This window comes from Streptococcus sp. KR (genome assembly GCF_002238115.1).
Taxonomy (GTDB): Bacteria; Bacillota; Bacilli; order Lactobacillales; family Streptococcaceae; genus Streptococcus.
This window is the reverse complement of sequence record NZ_NGVM01000007.1, coordinates 71,008-96,231: the sequence shown is the minus strand read 5'-3', so window position 1 is coordinate 96,231 and position 25,224 is coordinate 71,008. Positions and strand designations below refer to the sequence as shown.

The following is a 25,224-nucleotide window of genomic DNA, read 5'->3' as shown; positions in this document are numbered from 1 at the left end:
AGGAAATATTATGACAGAACAGTTTTTAAACATACCATTTGTAAGTTATTTTTTAACTACAAATAATCATGATAATCCAAATTTTATTGAGAGAGACACATTCTCCTATCGTTTTAATAGGAACATTGTGACTCATACTCAATCAAGGTATTTAGTTGCTCATATACCTAAAAGTTTTGAAGAGTTAGTTCTTCCTTGGCCTCTATCCTCATTTGTTGAAGAACCAAATTATATTACGGAATACATAAACATAGAGCTGTTAATTAAGAATACAGAGGGTATTATAGATTTAATTAAACAAACTCCTTTAGGCTGCGTTTTCATTCCTGAAGAATTAAAAGATCATCCTATTATTGAACAAATACAAGAAACAACACTACCTGTGATTTTTTTAACAGATGGAGTAGATATTCCTTTCAGCAAACTACAATTGATTGTTGAAAAAAATAGCATTAATGCTAGTCAGATATTAGATAATAAAGTTACAATCTCTGATAAAACAAAAATTGAGCCGATTAGCATACCTCATAAGTACTTTTTGCGACCTTTAGAGATTGCAATTAATCGTAATAGAGGTTTGTACCTATCTATATTTGAAAATAGGCAGGAACCAAAACCATTTGATAACCCAACAACAGAAGGAAAACTAGTGGCAGAGGAACAAGCGATAAGTGATTTGAAATATTATTTAAAGCTCCTAATTGCAGAAAAGTATATCATATATCTTGCAAAACATGAAAAAGGAATTGATTCTTTGATTGAAATTATAAGGAAATGGGATGATTCAATAGATACTGCAGATTTAGACTTGGATATTCTTGAAAAATATTTTTTGAATCTATCGGATTATTTTTTTAAGAGATTTGATGAAATATCTTATCGAACAGATATGGTTTTTGTTTTGCCGATGGTAAATAAAACAAGTGTTGATTTGGTAAATAGAGAGTTTCAGTTACGACTGTCTAAATCAGTTCTTCGGCAGATATATGATTTTTCAGGATATTATGGAATAGGAATTGGTAAAGATTTTGAAAAGATGCTACCAATAATTTCTGACAGAGCATCAGAAAACTCAATTTTAGATTCCTTATCCCTTAATTTTACTCTAGATACAAAATCTCCGTATGTGCGTTTGCCTAACTTACCCTCTAAAGATATTGCTTTATGCTATTCGCATATGTTTAAAAATATAAAGAATTCCAATTTATTAGAAATTGAAAAATTCAATAATAATTTCCATAAAATATCTGAGAAGTTAAAGTTATCATTAGATGATGGCTTTATTGATATTATTGTTAAACATGGAAAGCATATAAAATTCATTACAGATGCACCAATTGAATGGGTTAAATATAAAGATACTCCTTTGGGATTAATAAAATCCATCAGTAGATTGCCAATTATTCCTGGTAATACGCTAGTAAACTCAGCAAAAAATAATTTAAAAACAAAAATTCCAAAAGCTAATGTATCATTTTTAGTAATTAATAGTCTTAATGTATCTGACGAACTATATAATAATGGGAAAAAATTAGGGGAGTTATTGAAAGATTATTTTCCTAACCATTATGTTAATTACTATGAAGTTAGAAATAAAACGGATTTTATTCGTACAATGAATGAAAACCCTTCAACTTTTTTTATTTACTATGGGCACGGTAGTATGCCTGAAATTAGTAAAAATCAACCAGATCAGATTGGTAAACTTCATATTGGCGATGATGAAATTGATATGATTGAGTTAGAAAATAATTTAAAAGTTGTACCTGTTGTCACGATATTGGGAGCATGTCAGACTCAGGTATTGGATGCTCATTATTTAAACATTGGAAATATGTTTCTCGGGTTAGGAAGTCAGTCGGTATTAGCAACATATTTCCCGGTTGATGGTTTCTACACATTAAGTTTAATAGAGTCTGTTTTTAGACATCTAAAAAATTTTTTAGCCAATCAAGCGCCAGATTATATAAAAAACTGGTCTGATATTATTTTACAAGCTCGACGAACGCATTATATCATTGAACCAGTTAATACAATTATTGAATATTTAGATAAAAAGGGAGATAAAAATATAGTAGACCCAGAAATTTTGGCACAATATGCTATGAAATATTGTATAGAATCAAGCTGTAATGCTAACAACTCATATAGTTCTGTCATGGAGAAAAGTGTCATATATAGAGATGAAGCTTATAAAGAATATTTTAAAAACTATCCAGAATCGACTAGAATGTTAATCGATTATATTTTTAAACATAACTATGTCTTTCCAGAGGGTATAATATTTACATCTCTTGGTTCTCCAGAAAAAATCAAATTTGTATAGAGCCGTTTTATTGAGAGCATTCAGCTCTCTTTTTTACTCTCTATTCAACGCTGTGATATCTTTTCCAAATCTTCTCTGTTATCCTTATATCATTCCTAAAAATTTTAACTAGGGGTTTGGGGGCGAAGCAACCAAGTTATCTTATCGTTGGCTGTCAAAACTGGAAGATTTTGGTCGGTTGGCGATATGATTTTTGGGATATTGTGGACACAATATCTGAGCTCGCAAAGCCTTACAAGATGCTATATTTTGTTTTTATAAGTTTCCCGTGGTTGACACGGGGTCGGGAATTATCCGACAATCGATGAAAGTGAGGAAGTAGTGTGCCAGAACAATACAGAGACATTCGCAAAGAGGTTAATTTGACTGCAAATGAATTAGAAATGATTGACATAATGATGAAAAATAAAGGATTTGAACACTTTTCTTCATTTGCCAGAAACAAGTTACTGGAGAACGAGTTAGAAATGAGTGCTGAAAAGTGGTTCACCTTCTGGCGTTCTCAAAAGCTGGAACAAATCAGTCGTGATGTTTATGAGATTTTAATCTTATCAAGGGCAGAACATCAAGTCACCCAAGAACATGTATCCATTCTCTTAACCTGTGTTCAGGAATTGATTCAAGAAATAGGGAACTCCATTCCTCTTAGTCAAGACTTCCGTAAAAAATACATGAGGTAGGCACATGGAAAATCGTTACCGAACTAACCTAAAGAAAGTTTTCCTATCTGATAGCGAATTGAGTCAGTTGAAACATTGCATCGATCAAAGCGGTTGTCAATCTTTTTCAGAATATGCTCGACGAACCCTACTTGACCCTGGTATGAATTTCATCACCATTGATACAACTGGTTATCAAGATTTGATATTTGAGTTGAAGAGGATTGGTAATAACATCAACCAGATTGCCCGAAGTGTTAATCAATCTCAGTTGATTTCAAGTGAAGAATTGCAAGACTTGAAAAAGGGAATCGCTGACTTGATAAGTGAGGTAGAGAAAGAGTTTAGTGTTCAAGCAAAAAAGTTGAGGGAGTTTTATGGTCATCACTAAGCATTTTGCCATTCACGGAAAGAGTTATCGTAGTAAACTAATCAAATATATTTTGAATCCAAATAAAACAAAAAATCTAACACTAGTTTCAGATTTTGGTATGAGAAATTATTTAGATTTTCCTAGTTATAAAGAACTAGTGAAGATGTACAATGATAATTTTTTAAGTAATGATACTCTTTATGAATTTCGTCATGATAGGCAAGAAGTAAATCAACGAAAAATTCATTCTCATCACATCATTCAGTCCTTTTCTCCAGATGACCATCTCACTCCTGAACAAATCAATCGAATTGGTTATGAGACAGCTAAAGAGTTGACAGGAGGTAGATTTCGTTTTATCGTAGCAACTCATGTGGATAAAAATCATATCCACAATCACATCATCCTAAATTCAATTGATCAGAATTCTGATAAAAAGTTTCTATGGGATTATAAGGCAGAACATAATCTACGAATGGTTTCTGATCGTCTTTCAAAAATTGCAGGGGCAAAAATTATAGAAAATCGTTATTCGCATCGTCAGTATGAAGTTTATCGCAAAACAAATTACAAATATGAAATAAAACAACGAGTATATTTTCTAATCGAGAACTCGAAAAATTTTGAAGATTTCAAGAAAAAAGCAAAAGCTTTACATTTAAAAATTGATTTTAGACACAAGCATGTTACTTTTTTTATGACTGATTCAAATATGAAACAAGTCGTACGTGATAATAAATTGAGTAGAAAACAACCTTATAATGAAACTTACTTTAAGAAAAAGTTTGTTCAAAGGGAAATCATAAACATCTTAGAATTTTTACTTCCGAAAATGAAGAATATGAATGAATTGATTCAACGAGCAGAATTTTTTGGATTAAAAATAATTCCGAAAGAAAAACATGTTCAATTTGAATTTGATGAGATTAAGATTTCAGAGCAGGAATTGGTAAAAACGAATCGGTATAGTGTTAGTTATTTTCAAGACTATTTTAACAACAAAAATGAAACTGTTGTCTTAGATAATAAAAATTTAGTTGAACTTTACAATGAAGAAAAGCTAATTAAAGAAAAAGAGTTGCCGACAGAAGAGGTGGTATTGAAATCCTATCAAGATTTCAAGAGAAATAGGGATGCAGTTCATGAGTTTGAGGTAGAGTTGAATCTAAATCAAATAGAAGAAGTAGTAGACGATGGAATGTACATTAAGGTACATTTTGGCATCCGACAAGAAGGACTTATTTTTGTACCAAATATTCAAATCAATATGGAAGAAGAAAAAGTTAAAGTATTTCTCAGAGAAACTAGTTCTTACTATGTATACCATAAAGATTCAGCAGAAAAAAACCGCTTTATGAAAGGTAAAACTTTGATCAGGCAATTTAATCTTCAGTATGAACCGCAGTATATGTATAGAAGAATTCCTCTTAGCAAAATTAAAGAAAAAATAGAACAATTAGATTTTCTTATATCTGCGGAAAATAGTCCGAATGATTGTGAAGATATAACAAATGATTTCATTGCCCAAATATCATATCTAGAGAATTTGATTGAACAAGTCCAAAATAAAATTGATGATTTAACTAATTTAGAGGAAGTATTGTTGAATAATACGACAAACAGTTCTAGCAATTTAAAAAATAGTATTCAAGGTAAAAGTTCAGTAGATGCAATAGAGAAGGATTTATACATATATAAAGGAAAGATCGAAACACTTAAGGAACAACATAGAGAAGCAATAAATTTATTTGAAATGTTTAATAAAACAATAAAGAAATATAAGGAAAAACAAAATATGAAATCTATTAAGGAAAATGAGATACATTTAGAGTAAACAGTTTCCTAAAAAGTATATATAGAATAGTTTCATGTGCCAATTTGTCACATATTTAAAAATAAGAAAATAACTATATTATACTTGTTTTAGGAGACATTTGATGTTGAAAAGGATTAGAGATTTACGTGAAGATGATGATTTGACACAAGAATATGTTGCAAAAACAATCTTAAATTGTACAAGATCAGCGTATTCTAAAATGGAATCAGGTACCAGGTTAATCTCTATAGATGACCTTATCAAACTTGCAGATTTTTATAATGTAAGTTTAGATTACCTTGTAGGTCGAGTGGATAATAAAGAAGACCATTACTCCAAAAAGTATTAGGTTAAGAAAGCACATTGACAATTGAATAGTCCAAAATGGTACTTTCCTCATTTGTGGAGCAGTTTTGAATGGCTCGCCATGATAAGAGCGATATTAAAACCATCAATAAAATAGAGCGATACTTTATATGCCATGATACAAATGATATACAATGATACTTCTGACCGTTCAGGCTGCCACCGTAAAAGAGCAGCAAGTGAAATTCTTATGATGACTTCATCAGTCATGCCATGGAGGAGAAAATATTTTTTAGGAAGGATGATGATATGAATATAAAATATATATCTGTCGAAAATTCCATTGCAGAATGGGCCGATAAAAAGGGAATTCTAAAAAGATGGGATGGTTTAAATCAATATACATTGAACAGATGGATTAAAGAAATGCGAGAAAACAGAACATTCTCCATGTATGTAATTAACCCAACCCATAAACTTGTTTTCATTAATCTAGAAGGATTTGAAAGTTTCTTAAGATGGAAGCAAAAGCGGACAAAATAAGGAAGTCATGGTATAATATAGGGTAGTTATTTATTCTATACAACAATGATTTATTTCTTTTTAAGAGTTAAGAGGAATTAAATTATGTATTATGTAACTAAAACAAATTCAAAAGGGCAACCCTTATATCAAGTGGTTGAAAAGTACAAAGATCCACTAACAGGAAAGTGGAAATCAGTAACTGTAAGTTATACTAAGAATACTAGTAGGGCGAGGAAACAAGCTGAAAGAGAGGTTCTTGATAAAATAGATAGACTAACTACTTCATTTGAAAGTCAGTATAGTCCTGAACTGATTACAACATTTGGAGAGTTAAAAGAAAATTGGTTCCAGACTTGGTGTGTATCTGTTAAACCACAAACAATTCAGAGAGAACTACTGGTTATGAAGCGTCTTGGGAAAATTATAGGAGATGATTTTTTGTTAGACAGGATTACTCCACTTCTGATGAAAAATAGTCTCAATAAATATTTAGAAATGTATGATGCATCGCCTTCAACAATGACTCATATAAAAAGTACTTGTAATAAGATTTTTAATCATGGTGTGTTATATAATGTCATTAAGTTTTCTCCAATGACTGCGGTAAAACTAGATATTTCATTAGAGAAAAGGCGTAAAGCAAAAGAAAGACATGATTCTAAATTTCTAGAAATTCATGAATTACATGCATTTTTTGATGTGTTACGCCAATGCAGAAATGCAAACTATTATGATCTTGCTATAGTATTGTTACTTACAGGTATTCGAATTAGTGAAGCAGCATTTTTACCATCAGATATTGATTTTGAAAAAGGAATCTTGCATATTGATAAGGCACTTCAATATCACTGTTTAAAAGTTGAACAATTTCATTTTGATACAACTAAAACACTCAATTCAATTAGAGAAGTAGCTTTGCCTGAAGCTGCAAGCGAAGCTATTAAAAGGACAATACAGAGAAATAAAGAGTTTGATGCTTATATGGAGAAACATCCCTGTCCTGCTTTTACACATTCTGAAAGTGTATTTAGAACAGAATACGGCTCTCCAATAACATCAAGCACTTTTCGTCAAATTTTGAAACGAATAGAAGGAAAATTATTGACAAATTGTTTAAGTGACTATGGTTTTAAGTGGGTAAAACATGTTACTCCCCATTCGTTTAGACATATGCATATTAGTTACCTTCAAAGTAATGAGATGCACATAGCAGTGAAAGATATTATGACTAGGGTAGGACATGCTAACTTTGAGACAACAATGGGCTATACACATAATATAAATCGTTCACAAGAAAATACTGTAAAAGCCTTAAATCAATTTGTAGAAAATCACAATTTCCATTTTGATGAATTAAAAAGTTATACCTGTAAATATTCCAGAATGATTGAAAAATTTATTGAAACTAGTGATAATAGCAATAAAGTAGAATTAAGTGTTGATGAGTTTAAAGACTTGTTACATCTTAGTCCACGTTACTCACCTAAAAATATTGTTTCAAATTTACTATTAAAAATCAAAAAAGATATTGTCAAATACCACCCACAGTTTGATATAAAGATTGTGAAATCAAGTGAGAATCAAATCAGAGGTTTTTCCATTGCATGGTAGTTTTGGTGTTCGCTTGGTGTTTAGACAATAGTAAAATAAAATAGGGGCTCTAAACCCTTGCTATGAAAGGAAAAAAACTCAATGGCTACTATTCAATGGTTTCCTGGTCACATGTCTAAAGCTCGTCGACAGGTGCAGGAAAATTTAAAATTTGTTGATTTTGTAACGATTTTGGTGGATGCCCGCTTACCTCTATCTAGTCAAAATCCTATGTTGACCAAAATTGTTGGTGACAAACCAAAACTCTTGATTTTAAACAAGGCGGACTTGGCCGATCCAGCAATGACCAAGGAATGGCGCCAGTATTTTGAATCACAAGGAATTCAGACGCTAGCTATCAACTCCAAAGAGCAAGTGACTGTAAAAGTTGTAACAGATGCGGCCAAAAAGCTCATGGCTGATAAGATTGCTCGCCAGAAAGAACGTGGGATTCAGATTGAAACCTTGCGTACCATGATTATCGGGATTCCAAACGCTGGTAAATCAACTCTCATGAACCGTTTGGCTGGTAAGAAAATTGCCGTTGTCGGCAATAAACCAGGGGTTACCAAGGGACAACAATGGCTCAAAACAAATAAAGACCTTGAAATCCTGGATACACCGGGGATTCTCTGGCCTAAGTTTGAGGATGAAACTGTTGCGCTTAAATTGGCCTTGACCGGAGCTATTAAAGACCAGTTGCTTCCTATGGATGAGGTAACTATTTTTGGTCTCAATTATTTCAAAGAACATTATCCAGAAAAGCTGGCTGAACGCTTCAAACAAATGAAAATTGAGGAAGAAGCACCTGTTATTATTATGGATATGACCCGTGCTCTCGGTTTCCGTGACGACTATGACCGCTTTTACAGTCTCTTCGTGAAGGAAGTCCGTGATGGCAAACTCGGTAACTATACCTTAGATACATTGGAAGACCTCAATGGCGACGATTAAAGAAATCAAAGAACTCCTTGCAACGGTCAAGGACCTAGATAGCCCTATTTTTTTAGAGCTTGAAAAGGATAATCGCTCTGGAGTTCAAAAGGAAATCAGCAAGAGTAAAAAAACCATTCAGGCAGAATTGGATGAGGATCTTCGTTTGGAATCCATGCTTTCCTACGAAAAAGAACTTTACAAGCAAGGATTTACCTTGATAGCAGGTGTTGACGAGGTTGGTCGTGGACCTCTGGCTGGGCCTGTAGTCGCTGCAGCTGTTATTTTACCTCAAAATTGTAAAATCAAAGGTCTCAACGACAGCAAGAAAATTCCTAAAAAGAAACATCTGGAGATTTTCCAAGCCGTTCAGGACCAAGCCTTGTCAATCGGAATTGGTATCATGGATAATCAGGTCATTGACCAAGTCAATATCTATGAAGCAACCAAACTGGCCATGCAGGAAGCAATCTCTCAGCTCAGTCCTCAACCTGAGCACCTTTTGATAGATGCCATGAAACTGGATTTACCAATTTCACAAACATCTATCATCAAAGGAGATGCCAATTCCCTTTCAATTGCAGCAGCTTCTATAGTAGCCAAGGTGACACGTGATGAATTGATGAAGGACTACGATCAGCAGTTCCCTGGTTATGATTTTACTGCTAATGCAGGATATGGAACAGCTAAACATCTAGAAGGACTGAAAAAACTAGGAGTTACCCCAATTCACCGGACCAGCTTTGAACCCGTTAAATCGCTGGTTTCAGGAGAAAAATAAAGTTAAGTTAGAAGGAATGATTATGGAGGAACAGTCAGAAACACTTAGTTCCAAGAAAGAATTTGCCTTTGCCTCAAGTACTATATTATCCCAAGTTGGACGAGGAATCATTGTTGGTCTCGTTGTTGGAATTATCGTTGGATCCTTTCGTTTCTTAATCGAAAAAGGCTTCCACCTGATACAAGGACTTTATCAAGATCAAGCGCACCTAGTGCGCAATCTTTTTATCATTGGTCTATTTTATTTAATAGTTTGTTGGCTCAGTGCGAAATTGACTCGATCGGAAAAAGATATCAAGGGTTCAGGAATTCCTCAAGTCGAAGCCGAATTAAAAGGACTCATGACTCTTAACTGGTGGAGTGTCCTATGGAAAAAATATATTCTAGGGATTCTTGCTATTGCCAGTGGCCTTATGCTAGGTAGAGAAGGGCCAAGTATTCAACTTGGAGCAGTTGGTGGTAAAGGCATTGCCAAATGGCTCAAATCCAGTCCAGTAGAGGAACGCTCCTTGATTGCTAGTGGAGCTGCAGCAGGTTTAGCTGCAGCCTTTAATGCACCGATTGCAGGACTTCTCTTTGTGGTAGAAGAAGTTTATCACCATTTTTCACGCTTTTTCTGGGTATCTACTCTCGCAGCTAGTCTCGTAGCAAACTTTATCTCACTGCTCATATTTGGCCTAACCCCCGTACTGGATATGCCAGACAACATCCCACTCATGACCCTAGATCAGTATTGGATATATCTCCTCATGGGAATTTTTCTCGGGCTTTCCGGTTTTCTCTATGAGAAATCTGTACTCAATGTTGGTAAAGTTTATGATTGGATTGGTCAAAAAATCCGTTTGGATAGAGCTTATTATCCGATTCTTGCCTTCATCCTCATCATACCAGTCGGAATCTTCTTACCCCAAATCCTTGGTGGTGGAAATCAGCTGGTTCTTTCCTTAACTGAGCAAGATTTTACTTTCCAAGTTCTATTAGTTTACTTTTTGATTCGCTTTGTTTGGAGCATGATTAGTTATGGAAGTGGCCTTCCAGGAGGAATTTTCCTACCAATTTTGGCACTTGGTTCCTTGCTTGGTGCCCTAGTTGGTGTCATTTGTGTCAATCTTGGACTTGTCAGTCAGGAGCAGTTTCCTATATTTGTCATTCTGGGAATGAGTGGCTACTTTGGAGCGATTTCTAAAGCTCCCTTAACCGCTATGATTCTAGTAACCGAAATGGTAGGAGATATTCGCAACCTCATGCCACTTGGATTAGTAACCTTAGTCGCCTACATCATCATGGATCTACTCAAGGGTGCACCAGTCTATGAGGCTATGTTGGAAAAAATGCTACCAGAAGAAGCGTCGGATGAAGGAGAAGTCACCCTTATTGAAATCCCTGTATCAGACAAAATCGCTGGAAAACAAGTACATGAACTCAATTTACCACACAACATCCTCATCACCACCCAAGTTCATAATGGTAAGAGTCAAACAGTTAACGGTTCAACCAGAATGTATCTCGGTGATATGATTCATTTAGTTATTCCAAAAAGTGAAATTGGAAAAGTCAAAGATTTGTTGTTGTAGAAGTTTATACATAATTTATGTTATGTGAAAATGAATTTCTTAATTAAATACACTAGAAAACCGATTCTCAGCAATGAGGTCGGTTTTTTCTTGTTAGAAATATTATAATATATTATAAAAAATGATTAAATTATTCTAGGTTATAGTATAATGAGAAAAGGAGGAAAGCTTAAATGAGTAATTCTGGCATCAGAAAGAGTCATAAAAGGTTACTAATCGTTTTGTTACTCGCAATCATCACAGCAGGAGGTGTTTTTATGTTTTCTATGTTAGGGAGATCCCAAGAAGAGCGTCGGAATAGAGAGTATGAAGTTAGTTTGGTGAATGCTTTAAAGAATTCATATGAAGGGATTGAGGAGATAACAATTACGAACCCCTCGTACAGCTCAATTCCTTCAGAGGCTTGGGGGGCTGATGTGAAACTAAAATTTTTTGATGGAACATCTAAGGAACATGTTTTAGCTTTTGATATAAACTCGAATAAAATTAGGATCGGTGTATATAATAACGAAGATGAAGAATTTCAACATTTTCTAAATTCTAGACGAGGTTCTACTAAGTCAAAAGTTAAAGTTAAATATTCGAATGGCTCAGAAGGGGACCTATGATGAATAAATACATGTATACAGATAAACAACTTAATAAATTGAATCAAGGTCCGAATGTTTACAGTGTTAATACTTAGTTCGTACAACGTAAAGAAAATCGAACAAATATTGTTACTGCTAAATCAGATAACGAGTTAAAAAAGGTGAAATTAACACCATAACCACCTCCGATGATCAAGAATTTCGTGTTGTCGCCACTAAGTCTGACATTGAAACAGATTTTGATGGACTGGCGGTTTCACCTATTGTGAACGGCAAACCAGATTATAAAAATGTAGCCGTGATTGCTGCTGGAACCGATCCTGGGAGTCCTACTATGATTGACAGATGTAAAATAACTTTTTCTTATTATAGTGTAATATAGACTAATCTTTCTTATAGTATAATAAAAAGGAGAAAAGCTTAAATGAACAATTCCAGCAATAAAAAAAGTCATAAAAGGTTACTAATCGTTTTGTTACTCGCAATCATCACAGCAGGAGGTATTTTTATGTTTAGCATGTTAGGGAAATCTCAAGAAGAACGTCGGAATAGAGAGTACGAAGTTAGTTTGGTGAATGCTTTAAAAAATTCTTACCAAGGGATTGAGGAGATTAAGATTTCCAATCCAAACTACACAAACCCTCCAGGTTCATGGTCTTGTGATGTAGAAATTAAGTTTATTGATGAAAAAACTCTTAAATATGGGATTAATCACCATTTAAGTTATAAAACAAATTATGGTGGTCGTCAAGAAACAAACGAAGATTGGCAGTATTTAGAAACTCATAAAGGAAAAACTTTAAAATCAGTCCAAATTACTTATTCTGATTATGAGCAAGGAGAACAGTGATGAAGTTCTAATATACTGATGAACAATTGTATAATTTAAACCAAGATTTTGCTATTTATATTGTAAATGAAGAGTTTTCAAGTAGAAAAAGGAGGAAAGCTTAAATGAGTAATTCTGGCATCAAAAAGAGTCATAAAAGGTTACTAATCGTTTTGTTACTCGCAATCATCACAGCAGGAGGTGTTTTTATGTTTAGCATGTTAGGGAAATCCCAAGAAGAGCGTCGGAATAGAGAGTACGAAGTCAGTCTGGTGAATGCTTTAAAAAATTCTTACCAAGGGATTGAGGAGATTAAAATGTCCAATCCAGCATACACAAGCCCTCCGGGTTCGTGGTCTTGTGATGTAGAAATCAAATTTAATGATGAAAGAAAAACTAAGTATAGGATAGGCCATGGACTCCATGATAAAAAGAATTACCAAGGATCATTGACCAATAATAAAAAGCAATTCCTTAACAATTACAAAGGAGTGACCGACTTAAAAGTAATTGTTACATATTCAGATAATAGCACAGGAGAACAATGATGACATTTTCCTATACAGATGAGCAGCTAAACAATTTAAATCGGGATTATGCTGTATATAGTGTAAACCTTGAATTCGCTAAGCGTAACGGTAGAACTTAGGTCAATTCAAATCTCATTGAAAATATATCTTCTGATAATTTAGAAAAAACCACACAATAACCACCTCCGATGGTCAAGAATTCCGTGTCGTTGCGACTAAGTCTGACGCAGGAACTTGTTTTGATGGGACTTGTTTTAGATACATTTTTTCTATTCTAGTGTTATTTATCTTTAAATTATAGTAGAATGAAGAAAAGGAGGAAAGCTTAAATGAGTAATTCTGGCATCAAAAAAAGTCATAAATGGCTATTAATCGTTGTGTCACTCGCAATCATCACAGCAGGAGGTGTTTTTATGTTTAGCATGTTAGTGAAATCTCAAGAAGAACATCAAAATAGAGAATATGAAGTTAGTTTAGTAAATGCCTTAAAGAATTCCTATGAAGGGATTGAGGAAGTTCATATAACCGACCCTTCATATGCATCAATTCCGTCAGATGCTTGGGGAGCTAAAGTTAAAATAATTTTCTCAGACAATAAACAACTAAGTTATATAATCGCATTTAGTAAACAAAATAACGAAATAAGAAGTAGAGATTTTCAAAATAGTTCTCGAAAAGATGATAATCAATATTTAACAAGCCATCATGGAATTACAGAAACCAATGTAAAAGTGATTTATTCAAATGGTGAAACAGGAGAACAGTAATGGTATTTAATTATACTGATAAACAACTTAATGAATTAAATCACGGGAAGAATGTATACAGTGTCAATGATGAATATGCCGAGAGAAATAATAGACCTTTGGTTACCGAAACTCCTAATCCGAATCCTTCTTCATCTGATTTCGAAGAAACCAACACTATAACCACCTCCGATGATCAAGAATTCCATGTTGTTGCCACTAAGTCTCACGGAGGAACAGGTTTTGATGGTTTGGCGGTAGCTCCTATTGTCAACGGCGAACCAGATTATAAAAATGTAGCCGTGATTGCTACAGGAACGGATCCTGGGAGTACTACTATGATTGATAGATGAAAAAACTTTTTCTTATTATAGTGTAATATAGACTAATCTTTCTTATAGTATAATAAAAAGGAGAACAGCTTAAATGAATAATTCCAGAATTAAAAAAAGTCATAAATGGCTTCTAATCGTTGTGTCACTCGCAATCATCACAGCAGGAGGTGTTTTTATGTTTAGCATGTTAGGGAAATCTCAAGAAGAGCGTCGGAATAGAGAGTACGAAGTCAGTCTAGTGAATGCTTTAAAGAATTCCTATGAAGGGATAGAAGAGATCAAGATTACGGAACCTTATTATAGTGAGAAGCCAGGATCATGGTCTTGTGATATTGAAATAAAGTTCAGTGATAATCAAATGATAACTTATGGAATTAATCACAGATTAACTTATAAAGAAAATCACGATGGCCTTATGAAAGGAAATACTGATGAGGAAATTAATCAACAATGGTTGAAACTAAAAAAACACATTGGTAAAACAGAATCTACTGTTTTAGTGCAATATTCAAATGATGAAACAGGAGAGCAATAATGGTATTTAATTATACTGATAATCAATTGAATCATTTAAACCAAGATTTTGCTATTTATATTATAAATGAAGAGTTTTCAAGTAGAAAAAGGAGGAAATCTTAAATGAATAATTCCAGCATCAGAAAGAGTCATAAAAGGTTACTAATCGTTTTGTTACTCGCAATCATCACAGCAGGAGGTGTTTTTATGTTTAGCATGTTAGGGAAATCCCAAGAAGAGCGTCGGAATAGAGAGTATGAAGTTAGTTTGGTAAATGCTTTAAAAAATTCTTACCAAGGGATTGAGGAGATTAAAATGTCCAATCCAGAATACACGAATCCTCCCGGCGACTGGTCTTGTAAGATTGATATCTTGTTCAAAGATGGAGAAAAAATCTTTTATGGAATTCCACATAACTTAGATGAGAAACAAAATTATAACGGTCGTATGACTTATGGACAACGAGATTTTCTTAACCTAAGAAAAGGAATAACAACTAATACAGTTACGGTTACATACTCCAACAAAGAAAGAGGGAAGCAGTAATGGTATTCAATTATACTGATAAACAACTTAATGAATTAAACCATGGGAAGAATGTATATAGCGTCAATGCTGAATATGCCGAGAGAAATAATAGACCTTTGGTTAACGAAACTCCTAATCCGAATCCTTCTTCATCTGATTTCGAAGAGACCAACACTATAACCACCTCAGATGGCCAAGAATTCCGTGTTGTTGCGACTAAGTCTGACATTGAAACAGGTTTTGATGGTTTGGCGGTAGCTCCTATTGTCAACGGCAAACTGGATTATAAAAGTATAGGTGTGATTGCTACAGGAACGGATCCTGGGAGTCCTACTATGATTGATAGATGAAAAAACTTTTTCTTATTATAGTGTAATATAGACTAATCTTTCTTATAGTATAATAAAAAGGAGGAAAGCTTAAATGAATAATTCTGGCATCAAAAAAAGTCATAAAAGGTTACTAATATTTTTGTCAATCGCAATTATCACAGCAGGAGGTGTTTTTATGTTTAGCATGTTAGGGAAATCTCAAGAAGAACGTCGGAATAGAGAGTATGAAGTTAGTTTGGTAAATGCTTTAAAAAATTCTTATGACGGGATAGAAGAGATCAAGATTATGAATCCTGATTATACAAACCCACCAGGGTCATGGTCTTGTGATGTAGAAATCAAGTTCAAAGATGAAAGAAAAATTAAGTATGGGATTGGATATTCTTTAGACACTGAGGAAATAACTGATGCTTCGTTGGAATGGGAAGGAAGAATAAAAGATAGACAATTTTTGAATGAAAACAAGGGTAAAACCACTTCGAAAATCAGGGTAACTTATTCTGATAACGACGAAGGAGAGCAATAATGACATTTAATTATACAGATAAACAGCTTAATAATTTAAATAGAGATAATGGGGTTTACAGTGTGAATTCAGAGTTTGCTAGACGAAAATATAAAAAGCTTGTTGTTAATAAACCTGATTCTGAATTAGCTAGCTATGAAACCAACACTATAACTACCTCCGATGGTCAAGAATTCCGTGTCATTGCGACTAAGTCTGACATTGAAACAGGTTTTGATGGACTGGCAGTTGCGCCGGTTGTCAACGGCGAACCAGATTATAAAAATGTAGCCGTGATTGTTGCTGGAACCGACCCTGGGAGTCCTACTATGATTGACAGATGTAAAATAACTTTTTCTTATTATAGTGTAATATAGGCTAATCGTATAGTATAATAAGAAAAAGGAGAACAACTTAAATGAATAATTCCAGCAATAAAAAAAGTCATAAAAGGCTGCTAATCATTTTGTTACTCGCAACCATCACAGTAGGAGGTGTTTTTATGTTTAGCATGTTAGGGAAATCCCAAGAAGAACGTCGGAATAGAGAGTATGAAGTTAGTTTGGTAAATGCCTTAAAGAATTCATATGAAGGGATAGAAGAAATCAAAATTTCCAATCCAGAATATACAACCCCTCCGGGCGACTGGTCTTGTGATGTAAATATTCTATTTTCAGATAAAGTAAAAATAGAATATCGTGTAGGCCACTCTTTAAATGAAGTTGAAAATTATAATGGTTTTGTTAATGGAAAAACAAATAAAGAAATAAATGACCAGTGGGAAATATTGAATTCTCATAAAGGGAAAACAACATCTTTAGTTACTATATATTATTCGGATAAAGAAAAAGGAGAACAGTAGTGGTTTTCACTTATACAGATAAACAACTTAATGAATTAAATCAAGGGAAAAATGTTTATAGTTCCAATCCAGAATATGCCAAGCGAAAGGGTTACAAAATTGTTACTCCTTCGCCTAAAAATAAAGGTGAAACAAACACCATAATATCCGCTGGTCAAGAATTCCGTGTCATTGCGACTAAGTCTGACCCAGGGACAGGTTTTGATGGTTTGGCGGTAGCTCCTATAGCCAATGGCAAACCGGATTATAAAAGTATAGCCGTAATTGCTGCAGGAACAGATCCTTGGAGCCCTACTGAGATTGATAAATCTGAAATAACTTTTCCTTATTATAGTGTAATATAGACTAATCTTTCTTATAGTATAATAAGAAAAAGGAGAAAAGCTTAAATGAGTAATTCTGGCATCAAAAAAAGTCATAAAAGGTTACTAATATTTTTGTCAATCGCAATTATCACAGCAGGAGGTGTTTTTATGTTTTCTATGTTAGGGAAATCCCAAGAAGAGCGTCGAAATAGAGAATATGAAGTTAGTTTGGTTGAAACCTTAAAAGATAGTTATGAGGGTATTGAAAAAATTAGTTTTTCTAATGCTAACTACACAAACCCACCAGGAAGTTGGACTTGCGTAGTTGAACTATTTTTTAATGAGAAAAGTATAAAATATAAAATTAATTATTCGAAAAAAGATAAACGTATTTCTGACATATCTTTAGAGAGAGAGAACAGAAAAGAGGATCGAGATTTTTTGAATAGTCACTTGGGAAAGACAAATAAACTCACAAAAGTTGTTTATTCAGACGGTTCAGAAGGAGAATATTAATGGTGTATAGTTATACTGATAAACAACTTAATGAATTAAATCAAGGGAAAAATGTTTATAGTGTAAATTCTGAGTATGCTGAAAGGGAAGTTGAAAAGAAGGTTGTATCCAAAACAGATGATAAGTTATTTTCGGATGAAACCAACACCTTAACCACTTCTGATGGTCAAGAATTCCGTGTTGTTGCCACTAAGTCTGACCCAGTAACGGGATTTGATGGACTGGCAGTTGCACCTATTGTCAACGGCGAACCAGATTATAAAAATGTAACTGTGATTGCTGCAGGGACGGATCCAGGGAGTCCTACTAAGATTGACATCTCTACAGCGCTGGTAGAAAGAGATACATCTTTGTCACCCCAATATTTTGTAGCGGACCGTTTCGTAAAAGAAATCATGGACGATCCCAGATATGAAGTTAGTCATCTATCGGGTTATTCACAAGGCTCTTATATGCTAAAGGTAGGAGCTAAATACCACATCCCTACGACTACCTTCAATGCCTGGTTTTATTATCTTTCACTTTCTAATGAGGAAAAAGCATTCATAGACAAAAATCCAGCTATGTTTATTGATTATCGTAGAAAGTCTGATAATGTTGTCGTTATCAATGATTTCAATCACCCCGAATGGTTTAATAAATCTTTCTTAAAAATGCCTGATACAATATACTGGCTGGACGGAACTAGCCACAATATCGATGATTGGGAGTTTGATCCTGTAACAGGTCAAGTTGTTGATGGTAAAGGTGGAAAACCCTTAATTAGTGGTGTTTATCGAGCTTATGCCAACAGTCTCCAAGGAATGGCTCATTACAAGGACTTGAAGTCAAAATGGTCATCAGGTGGCATTAGTAGCTCTGAGGAAATATACTTAGATGCAGCTCAAGGTTCTATCCTATCATCATCAATGGCTGCAGCAGCAAGAACTGGAGCTGATGAAGTGAGCGCCTTAGCCAAGATTGCTAACCAAGAATTACAAGAAATTTGGTCAAAAATCGATTTTACAAGCTACACAGCCTTGACTCCCTATGAAGTTGAAACCCTTTTTGCTAGCCAAGGTATCACTCAAGCACAGTTTATCGATACTTTTCAGGCAGAAACGGATCAAATAGTCGCTAAGATGAATGCTTCCGCCCAAGAATTCGAAAATTTGGATAAACAATTACAGGAAGTCATCGAAAAAACAGTAGCAACAGACACACAATTTGCTAAGGAGTTCAGACAATGGAAAGCAGAGATGTAAAATGGGATGCCGTTAGACAAAAAGAGAGGGAAATTCTTAACCTCGAAGAACAATACTATCTTGAAAAGAACAAGTTAGAGAAAAAGACACTAGAATTAGAGGAACGTTCTGCAAGATTAGAAAAGATCATGAACGAAGAAGCTGATAAAATGTACCTAGTATTAAGAAAGTTTTCATCACCAGCTGATTGTGTTAGAGAGTACTTTACAGACATAGAAAATTTGAGATATCATTCTAACCAAGTTTATAGAACTAATGAAATAAAACTGGAAGAAGAAAAAGAAAAAATAGATAAAAAATTTCGACAAAGAAAAAATATCTTAGATGAAGAATATCAAAAACTAAGGAGAAATTATGCAAGCACCAATGAATGAGTACTATACTGATGAGGAATACCAATACGCTCTAAAACAAATGTATCGCATGATGGAAAGAAATCGTATCCTGGCTCAATGCCAATTGGCAAAGGTCGCTAAAAATCAAATAAAAGAAAGTTTTGACCAAAAATCGAAAACAATTGCAAGAGATACTAAAGCAACAATAACAAGTATTAACAGCCAAATGGACACTGCAATACAAGGAAAAGTCCGCAAGAGTCTTGAAACAAAAATACCTAATATGTTAGTCAAGTATGATGATGTATAAAGAAGAATTTTTAAAACCAAAAATTTATGTACAATTGACTTGATAAGGCTAAAATCCTTGATGCAACTGAATTAGAAGCATAAAGTACATTCTTTAAAAAGTGTACTTTATTTTTGTTTTGTACATTATTTTAGGGGTGAATAATGTACATTTTGAGTTGTGATTTATGGTAGTTAGGTAGTGTGTTCAATTGTACATTTTGGTGAGTATGGAGTGGGTGAGATGAGTTGGAATAAAGTACATTTTATTGGGCATTACATTAACAATAAAATTTTTTACTTTTTTGTAGTTTAACCATACTGTAAATGCACCACCTTTATAGTAGTGGTATAATCAAGGTAGCAACAATATAAAGGAGGGAAGTGTTATGGCAAGTTCAGAAACTTATACCCAATATCTCAAGCCTACTGAAAAAGAGTTGCTTGAAGTTCAAGCCGGTTATGAAGAGCTAGAAAAGTTGCTGAAATCATCAAGATATCATGAAGGTGGTTTTTACATTTTGAATGGAAACAAAGTGTTTTCTATTAATGAATATCAAGATATTAGGCAACATAAAATCTTGTTAGAAGCTGACAAACATATCGAACTCGGAGCAATAGAAGTTTCATTATCCAAAGAATGTTATAGAGATATAGGCAAGAAAAGTAAACCAGATAAAGTTTATGGAAGAAAGCAGATTCTCGAAAGTTCATACAGAGGGGAATTTAACAGAGGACACTTGATTGCTGAATCCCTCATTAAGTATTGCACTGATTTCGATTACTATAAAAGAGAAAACTTTGTTATGATCACCAATTGGTGTAATCGAGCTACAACTTGCAATCATAAGCATATTGCCTGTGGGATGTTATTCTTCGAACAGATATTGCTTGATTCATTGGAAGATGGTGTAGACATCTGTTACAGAGTGACACCTGTCTTTAAGAAACTAGATGCTTCAGATGATGAAGAAGCAGAGCAATCCTTTGAGTATCTGCCTAGAGGTATTATCATGGAAGCTATTGTTACTAACGGCAAAGCCTTCACTGGTCAGAATGTAGAACGACTAGGCAAGAAGTTCGAGAAGAGCTTTAATGTCTTTATTCCAAATGCACAAAGGGACCTTGTTATTGATTATAGAACAGGAGAAATTGGTTTGAACGATAATTCAGTGACCTTGAAAGACTTATACGAAGCTAAGGGGTTCAAAATGAAAGACTTAGGCGAAGTGGTAGGTGTGAGTCATCGAACCATTCGAAGATGGAATAAAGACATTGCGTATATCCCATTCAAGAATGTGGTTAATTTAGCTAAAGCACTTGATATGAGTGTTGATGAACTGGCTGAGTTGCTGTTATTGGATTATTAAGTTTATCTAAGATTGGCCTTGACAAACCATTCCAAGGCTACTAAAATTAAGTTGTTGCAACCTTCTGGTTTTTGGTACAAGGGTACCTAGAAGGAGAATTTTGTTATGCAAATTGACAAAACTAAAATTATTCTAAGTCTACTAGACTTTGCAACAATTGTCGTTACTTCCATTAAAGAGGTTATGATTGCTCAAATTGAGTCAAACTCTGGAGATTAACGATATAAAAGCATATGATTTTGTACGATTATATGCTTTTCTTATTTTTAAGGAGAATAAGTGTTATGAGTCAAAAACAGTTTACAGAATTTGAAAATCAAGATTATGGTGTTGTTATTATAGAACTCGTGAAAGATATCTATTATAGTGGAGTAAGTACTAGTAGTAAGTTGGTATTAATCCGCAAATTCACGGAATTGATTTCGAGAAAAATTTTAAATTTAGGTGAAGGATCTAAGATGACATTAGGTGAAATAGCACATCCTAATCCTAAAAAATTTCCACGGACGTATAAGTTATGGGAAAAACTAGATGCTTCCTTTAGAGATGATTTTTCAAAAATTGTGCAAGAGAATGCAGAGCTATGTAACCAGTACGCCCACACACAAATCAACAAACCAGCTTCTGACGAAGAATATTTAAGAGCTGAAGAGCTAGTGTCTGAGTTGTTTTCACTCTTATTTGTAAAATACTTTACAAAATTCGAGCTTACCGTGTTGTCAGACCCCAATGTTCTAACTGCTTTTTCTCACCTACCACCAGTTATTCGCTATAAAACACTAGAAAAGTTAATGGGTGAGAAAGCAATTTCTGAATTAAATGTTCGAATTTTAGATAAGTTTATGTTGGCTAAAGTGAAATACCAAAGCTTGGATGAAGCATTCATTTGGTTATTGAAAAATCGAGAAGAGATGATTGATGTATCATATCCAACATCTGAAGAAATTGAAAACTTTATTGGGTTGCATGACGATGAATGTTCTTTAGTCTTATGGGAATACAACAATGCTTTTGATTTGTTGCTTGATAAATTATTAGATCCTAAAATTTTAGTCAACGAATCAGGGCAGTTATACGATGACTTTGAAAGAGCTGTAGTGTATTTTAATGGCTTTAACTGTGAATTATACCTCACTGGAACAGAAGAAAGAGAAGAATTTAAAGACCTTATTGAGTTTGCTTTTTTGGGAAGGCGAGGAAGAGAACAGGGTACATATCAAAAGAAGAATTTTATTTAAAAAATCGTCTGTCTAACTAATTAGAAGGGTGAATCTTTTTCATGTGTATGGTGTAAAGTACATTCTTTAAAAATTGTCCTTTATTTTGTACATTATTCTGAGTGGTGTTTTGCATGTTTTATAGTGCATCATATCATCTGATTTAAGGAATTGATTTGTACATTTTATACTCAAGTAATAGCAGAAGAAGTGGTGGTTCAATTGTACATTTTATTTAGATATTGAGAATTATTGAGGTAGATATTATTTTTTAATTTATTGGCTAAATAATTGACAAAGTTTTATAAGGGTGTATAATATAATTATAAAGTTAAACGCAGGTGACAGATGTGTGTTGCTTGTATTTTTTTGTACTAAAAAGGAGAATGGGAAATGACTGATTATATCTTTCAAGATAAAACCGATCTTGTAAATCATTTATTTTATAAATTAAGCGATGCCTCGCCAATTAAAATCCAAAAAACTTTATATTTCTTATTTGCTTTTTATGGAGCAACATACGGAAAATTATCAGGTGAAGAAAGTGTCGGGGAATTAGAATCTGTTAATTACACTAATTTCTTATTTAAACCAAATTTCGAAGCATGGAAGTACGGACCAGTTGATGATGAAGTCTATATAGCTTATCGTGATGATCGTTACGAAGCAGTAGAATTGACTGAAGATAAATTAAATGAAAAGCTTACTCCTTCAGAAAAAAGGAATGTGATTCAATTTATTGACAGCATCATTCAACAAACTGATGAAGTCGATGATTTTACTTTGGTTGATAGAACTCATGAGGATGATGCATGGCGTGTCCCATTTGAGGAAAATGATGGTGAAATGCATATAAAAATGGATCCTCAAGTAATTGTTGACGAATATGCTGAAAAATATGTGTAATGAACAGTTTTCAGTTGATGTGTTCGGTGGCAAGCCAAAAAAACAAGCGAAAATAAAATTCCAGGATAAAATATTTAATTCGGAATCATACACACCACCTAACAGGATTGATTTTAAAGATATTAAATTAGAAGTTGTTTTTAAAGATTGTTCAAAAAAATTTGTTAATCTACCAGCTTTAAAATTTTCAAATATGAAAAGTGAATTTGGTGCTGATTCGAAGACAATATTATGTTTAAATAAATTTGTTAATGAACCATCTATTATCCAAAGGAACTCTTCACGAATTACTATTAGAAATAACGACCAAGGGAAACGAATAAAAGATATCCTATATCATTTTTTAGATCAGACTTTTGTTGATTTTCACGAATTTTATTTTAGAAAATCATCCATTTTGGACAATTTCAACATTTTGTCACCCCATGAGGGAAGATTTAGAGTAATTTGTGTTTATACAATTAAACCTTCATCGCATAAAAAAGAAAGAACCAAACACTATTTAGAAGTAGTTCTACTAGATCCATATCATTTATTTATTCCCAGCAAACTTTTGGGTAAAGATAAAATAACTGGTAAGGATAGGTTATTTAGTAGTGAAGAAGCTATGGATCAAACATATGAACAGGTTAAAGATTATAATAGAGAGTTTTCACTTGAAAATATCAATTAAAAAAGAATCAGTCGATTCTTTTTTTATATTATTTTAAAATTATGCCTTTTAATTCATCTTCTACAGAGTCTCTATGTACTTTATATATCTGAGCTGGGTTTAGTGAAAAATTCCTAGTGTTATTAACTTCATAACAATGCTTATAATCTCGTAAACCTTCAATAGCTTCATACCATTTTGCAAATGAGCGAGTAAGAATTATTATCACTTCATCATTTTTGTCATCAATTCTTTTTTTAATTTTTTCAAAGAGGAATTTTTGCGTAGGAAGGTAATCTTTTATTTTTCTATTACTATTTGGGGAAGTGCCTTTACCTAATTTGTCATACATACCGTTATAAGATATAGAATGGTAGGGAAAGAACTCAGCAAGTGCAATATCTTCAGTTATCTTTTTTAAAGATTCAATAAGTTCTTCATTATCTTTTTTATCATAGCCTTCAACCCAGCATTTCATTTTATTTCCCCAATATCCTAGATCACTTTCATTTGCTAATTCAAATGCGTGGAAGAATGGCTGTTTCATTTCTAGATTTTCTTTTATGATTTGTTCGTAATTAGTGCCGTTTTTATTAGTGATGTTTTTATAAGCATCATAATATTCTGTGCTATATCCTGGGTTTAAACTTAAAATTATAATTTTTGCATTATCTATATCACCAACAAAATGTTGAGGATAAACATTTAGTCGGAGTTTATATTTTTCTTTTGCTGCTTTCTTTGTTTTTCCTTTAGCATCATCATCTACTTTATCTACTGGGGGATATTTTTTTGAATTTAATAGCTTTTTAATATATTTCAGGTCCGCAGTAGCAACGATTATCTCCTCACCATTATATATTTCAGAAGTAGTATTTTTCCAAGGATTTTCCATTACAATAACCTCCAATTCATATTTATAACACTATTTTAGCACAAATTTGAGTATCCGCTTTAATGAAATATCATTAATCAATGATATAATGTAAGTATTAAGTTATGAAAGGAAGTTTTAAATTGAATATTATCAATACTATAATTACTTCAGTCATCACATCAGGGATTATTGGTGTCTTTATTTCAGAATATTATCAATGAAAAACCTTAGTAAAAAAATGAAACGAGATTTTGTTATTGAATTGTTTGGTAATAGATTTATGTTGAAGGACAACTATCATGGTGAGGTGATAGAATTAAATAAAACTCTAGGGAAAATTCCAATTGTTTTTTCTGATAATGAAGATGTGATTAAGTGTTACGATAACATACTCTCAAATGCAGACGATAAAAATTTACTAAGATTGCTTAAAGCTATATGCATGGATAATAATGTAAAGATTGATATTTCAAATTGGGATGATGAAATGATCTTAAAAACTCTAGGGATATTTTCAGTTGAATAAGTAAGAGTATAATCTCCATCTCCAAAGAGGAGTAGCCAGTTCCAGCAGAAAGACCTTCATAGGTTTTATAACTGAATAGATTGACTACTTTGTTGTCGAATTTTTCCTGTTCTTCAAGTAATTCTGAGGAATAGACGACAACTTTAAAATCAAACAAGCTAAAAACACTCTAAAATCATTAAATTGATATTAAAGTGTTTTTTATTGTCAAAATATACAATTGAAAAAATTTCTAGTTTTTTTAATATAGTTTTCTTTGCATCTATGTCCTCTATAACATTTTTCCGAAAAACTATAATTTTCTTGAAAAATAAATAAGTCTATGCTATACTA

Annotated in this window: 32 protein-coding genes; 31 read left to right on the top strand and 1 reads right to left on the bottom strand. The window is 33.2% G+C overall.

Going from position 1 to position 25,224, the window contains the following annotated elements:
• The first annotated feature begins 10 nt into the window (after positions 1 to 10).
• The 30 genes from CBI42_RS04150 to CBI42_RS03990 all read left to right on the top strand — a co-directional run bounded on the left by CBI42_RS04150 (position 11) and on the right by CBI42_RS03990 (position 23,509).
• Positions 11 to 2,326: a hypothetical protein gene (locus CBI42_RS04150; RefSeq protein ID WP_094753324.1), complete on the top strand. Its 2,316-nt coding sequence runs from the start codon at positions 11 to 13 to the stop codon at positions 2,324 to 2,326.
• A gap of 323 nt (positions 2,327 to 2,649) precedes the next feature.
• A complete protein-coding gene (locus CBI42_RS04140; RefSeq protein WP_020903347.1) occupies positions 2,650 to 3,006 on the top strand; it encodes an SAG1252 family conjugative relaxosome accessory protein in 357 nt (118 codons plus the stop codon).
• Positions 3,007 to 3,010: 4 nt separating this feature from the next.
• Entirely contained in the window at positions 3,011 to 3,376 is a 366-nt protein-coding gene (locus tag CBI42_RS04135; RefSeq protein WP_020903346.1) for a MobC family plasmid mobilization relaxosome protein, read from the top strand.
• Positions 3,363 to 5,192 carry an SAG1250 family conjugative relaxase gene (locus CBI42_RS04130; RefSeq protein ID WP_094753322.1) on the top strand — a complete coding sequence of 610 codons (1,830 nt, stop codon included), beginning with the start codon at positions 3,363 to 3,365 and terminating at the stop codon, positions 5,190 to 5,192. Before CBI42_RS04135 ends, CBI42_RS04130 begins: the two co-directional genes overlap by 14 nt.
• Positions 5,193 to 5,295: 103 nt before the next feature.
• Complete coding sequence (locus tag CBI42_RS04125; RefSeq protein ID WP_000919632.1) at positions 5,296 to 5,523, top strand: helix-turn-helix domain-containing protein; 228 nt, start codon at positions 5,296 to 5,298, stop codon at positions 5,521 to 5,523.
• 266 nt (positions 5,524 to 5,789) lie between these two features.
• On the top strand, positions 5,790 to 6,023 hold the full coding sequence (locus tag CBI42_RS04115; RefSeq protein WP_001022845.1) for a hypothetical protein: 234 nt from the start codon (positions 5,790 to 5,792) through the stop codon (positions 6,021 to 6,023).
• Positions 6,024 to 6,107: 84 nt separating this feature from the next.
• Positions 6,108 to 7,616, top strand: coding sequence for a tyrosine-type recombinase/integrase (locus CBI42_RS04110; RefSeq protein WP_020903343.1), 1,509 nt, complete (start codon positions 6,108 to 6,110; stop codon positions 7,614 to 7,616).
• An 81-nt stretch (positions 7,617 to 7,697) separates the two neighbouring features.
• Complete coding sequence (gene ylqF, locus CBI42_RS04105) at positions 7,698 to 8,549, top strand: ribosome biogenesis GTPase YlqF (RefSeq protein WP_094753321.1); 852 nt, start codon at positions 7,698 to 7,700, stop codon at positions 8,547 to 8,549.
• Positions 8,536 to 9,309: a ribonuclease HII gene (locus CBI42_RS04100; protein ID WP_094753320.1), complete on the top strand. Its 774-nt coding sequence runs from the start codon at positions 8,536 to 8,538 to the stop codon at positions 9,307 to 9,309. Before ylqF ends, CBI42_RS04100 begins: the two co-directional genes overlap by 14 nt.
• A 22-nt stretch (positions 9,310 to 9,331) precedes the next feature.
• Positions 9,332 to 10,882, top strand: a complete 1,551-nt coding sequence (locus CBI42_RS04095) for a ClC family H(+)/Cl(-) exchange transporter (protein ID WP_094753319.1) — start codon at positions 9,332 to 9,334, stop codon at positions 10,880 to 10,882.
• Between the two features lie 173 nt (positions 10,883 to 11,055).
• Positions 11,056 to 11,490 (top strand): hypothetical protein, encoded by a 435-nt coding sequence (locus CBI42_RS04090; protein ID WP_080977866.1) that lies wholly within the window; start codon positions 11,056 to 11,058, stop codon positions 11,488 to 11,490.
• 406 nt (positions 11,491 to 11,896) lie between these two features.
• Positions 11,897 to 12,322, top strand: coding sequence for a hypothetical protein (locus CBI42_RS04080; RefSeq protein ID WP_094753318.1), 426 nt, complete (start codon positions 11,897 to 11,899; stop codon positions 12,320 to 12,322).
• Positions 12,323 to 12,426: 104 nt separating this feature from the next.
• Entirely contained in the window at positions 12,427 to 12,849 is a 423-nt protein-coding gene (locus tag CBI42_RS04075) for a hypothetical protein (protein ID WP_094753317.1), read from the top strand.
• A 311-nt stretch (positions 12,850 to 13,160) separates the two neighbouring features.
• Positions 13,161 to 13,598, top strand: a complete 438-nt coding sequence (locus CBI42_RS04070) for a hypothetical protein (RefSeq protein WP_049493703.1) — start codon at positions 13,161 to 13,163, stop codon at positions 13,596 to 13,598.
• The gene (locus tag CBI42_RS04065) at positions 13,598 to 13,930 is read left to right on the top strand and encodes a hypothetical protein (RefSeq protein ID WP_061589732.1); all 333 of its coding nucleotides are present in this window, start codon (positions 13,598 to 13,600) and stop codon (positions 13,928 to 13,930) included. The genes CBI42_RS04070 and CBI42_RS04065 overlap by 1 nt, the downstream gene beginning before the upstream one ends.
• A 73-nt stretch (positions 13,931 to 14,003) precedes the next feature.
• Positions 14,004 to 14,447 carry a hypothetical protein gene (locus CBI42_RS04060; protein WP_049491877.1) on the top strand — a complete coding sequence of 148 codons (444 nt, stop codon included), beginning with the start codon at positions 14,004 to 14,006 and terminating at the stop codon, positions 14,445 to 14,447.
• A 104-nt stretch (positions 14,448 to 14,551) separates the two neighbouring features.
• Positions 14,552 to 14,974 carry a hypothetical protein gene (locus CBI42_RS04055; protein WP_049491879.1) on the top strand — a complete coding sequence of 141 codons (423 nt, stop codon included), beginning with the start codon at positions 14,552 to 14,554 and terminating at the stop codon, positions 14,972 to 14,974.
• On the top strand, positions 14,974 to 15,306 hold the full coding sequence (locus CBI42_RS04050; RefSeq protein WP_094753316.1) for a hypothetical protein: 333 nt from the start codon (positions 14,974 to 14,976) through the stop codon (positions 15,304 to 15,306). The genes CBI42_RS04055 and CBI42_RS04050 overlap by 1 nt, the downstream gene beginning before the upstream one ends.
• Positions 15,307 to 15,379: 73 nt before the next feature.
• Complete coding sequence (locus CBI42_RS04045; protein WP_049491882.1) at positions 15,380 to 15,814, top strand: hypothetical protein; 435 nt, start codon at positions 15,380 to 15,382, stop codon at positions 15,812 to 15,814.
• Positions 15,814 to 16,170, top strand: coding sequence for a hypothetical protein (locus CBI42_RS04040; RefSeq protein WP_094753315.1), 357 nt, complete (start codon positions 15,814 to 15,816; stop codon positions 16,168 to 16,170). The genes CBI42_RS04045 and CBI42_RS04040 overlap by 1 nt, the downstream gene beginning before the upstream one ends.
• A 41-nt stretch (positions 16,171 to 16,211) precedes the next feature.
• Positions 16,212 to 16,655 (top strand): hypothetical protein, encoded by a 444-nt coding sequence (locus CBI42_RS04035; protein ID WP_061589734.1) that lies wholly within the window; start codon positions 16,212 to 16,214, stop codon positions 16,653 to 16,655.
• Positions 16,655 to 16,999 (top strand): hypothetical protein, encoded by a 345-nt coding sequence (locus tag CBI42_RS04030; protein ID WP_049487189.1) that lies wholly within the window; start codon positions 16,655 to 16,657, stop codon positions 16,997 to 16,999. The genes CBI42_RS04035 and CBI42_RS04030 overlap by 1 nt, the downstream gene beginning before the upstream one ends.
• Before the next feature lie 45 nt (positions 17,000 to 17,044).
• Positions 17,045 to 17,476 carry a hypothetical protein gene (locus tag CBI42_RS04025; RefSeq protein ID WP_042751197.1) on the top strand — a complete coding sequence of 144 codons (432 nt, stop codon included), beginning with the start codon at positions 17,045 to 17,047 and terminating at the stop codon, positions 17,474 to 17,476.
• Positions 17,476 to 18,720 carry a hypothetical protein gene (locus tag CBI42_RS04020; protein ID WP_094753314.1) on the top strand — a complete coding sequence of 415 codons (1,245 nt, stop codon included), beginning with the start codon at positions 17,476 to 17,478 and terminating at the stop codon, positions 18,718 to 18,720. The genes CBI42_RS04025 and CBI42_RS04020 overlap by 1 nt, the downstream gene beginning before the upstream one ends.
• On the top strand, positions 18,702 to 19,094 hold the full coding sequence (locus tag CBI42_RS04015) for a hypothetical protein (RefSeq protein ID WP_049487192.1): 393 nt from the start codon (positions 18,702 to 18,704) through the stop codon (positions 19,092 to 19,094). Before CBI42_RS04020 ends, CBI42_RS04015 begins: the two co-directional genes overlap by 19 nt.
• Positions 19,075 to 19,365, top strand: coding sequence for a hypothetical protein (locus tag CBI42_RS04010; RefSeq protein ID WP_049487193.1), 291 nt, complete (start codon positions 19,075 to 19,077; stop codon positions 19,363 to 19,365). The genes CBI42_RS04015 and CBI42_RS04010 overlap by 20 nt, the downstream gene beginning before the upstream one ends.
• Positions 19,366 to 19,732: 367 nt before the next feature.
• Positions 19,733 to 20,713, top strand: coding sequence for a helix-turn-helix domain-containing protein (locus CBI42_RS04005; protein ID WP_049487194.1), 981 nt, complete (start codon positions 19,733 to 19,735; stop codon positions 20,711 to 20,713).
• Positions 20,714 to 20,997: 284 nt separating this feature from the next.
• Positions 20,998 to 21,951 carry a hypothetical protein gene (locus tag CBI42_RS04000; RefSeq protein ID WP_061589736.1) on the top strand — a complete coding sequence of 318 codons (954 nt, stop codon included), beginning with the start codon at positions 20,998 to 21,000 and terminating at the stop codon, positions 21,949 to 21,951.
• 372 nt (positions 21,952 to 22,323) lie between these two features.
• Positions 22,324 to 22,836, top strand: coding sequence for a Panacea domain-containing protein (locus CBI42_RS03995; RefSeq protein WP_049487196.1), 513 nt, complete (start codon positions 22,324 to 22,326; stop codon positions 22,834 to 22,836).
• A complete protein-coding gene (locus CBI42_RS03990; RefSeq protein WP_049487197.1) occupies positions 22,817 to 23,509 on the top strand; it encodes a hypothetical protein in 693 nt (230 codons plus the stop codon). The genes CBI42_RS03995 and CBI42_RS03990 overlap by 20 nt, the downstream gene beginning before the upstream one ends.
• A gap of 28 nt (positions 23,510 to 23,537) precedes the next feature.
• On the opposite strand, the gene CBI42_RS03985 is transcribed toward CBI42_RS03990, so the two are convergent.
• Entirely contained in the window at positions 23,538 to 24,383 is an 846-nt protein-coding gene (locus CBI42_RS03985; RefSeq protein WP_049487198.1) for a hypothetical protein, read from the bottom strand.
• A 199-nt stretch (positions 24,384 to 24,582) separates the two neighbouring features.
• Between CBI42_RS03985 and CBI42_RS03980 the strand changes: the two genes are divergently transcribed.
• Positions 24,583 to 24,891, top strand: a complete 309-nt coding sequence (locus CBI42_RS03980; RefSeq protein WP_239666239.1) for a hypothetical protein — start codon at positions 24,583 to 24,585, stop codon at positions 24,889 to 24,891.
• The last annotated feature ends 333 nt before the right edge of the window (positions 24,892 to 25,224 follow it).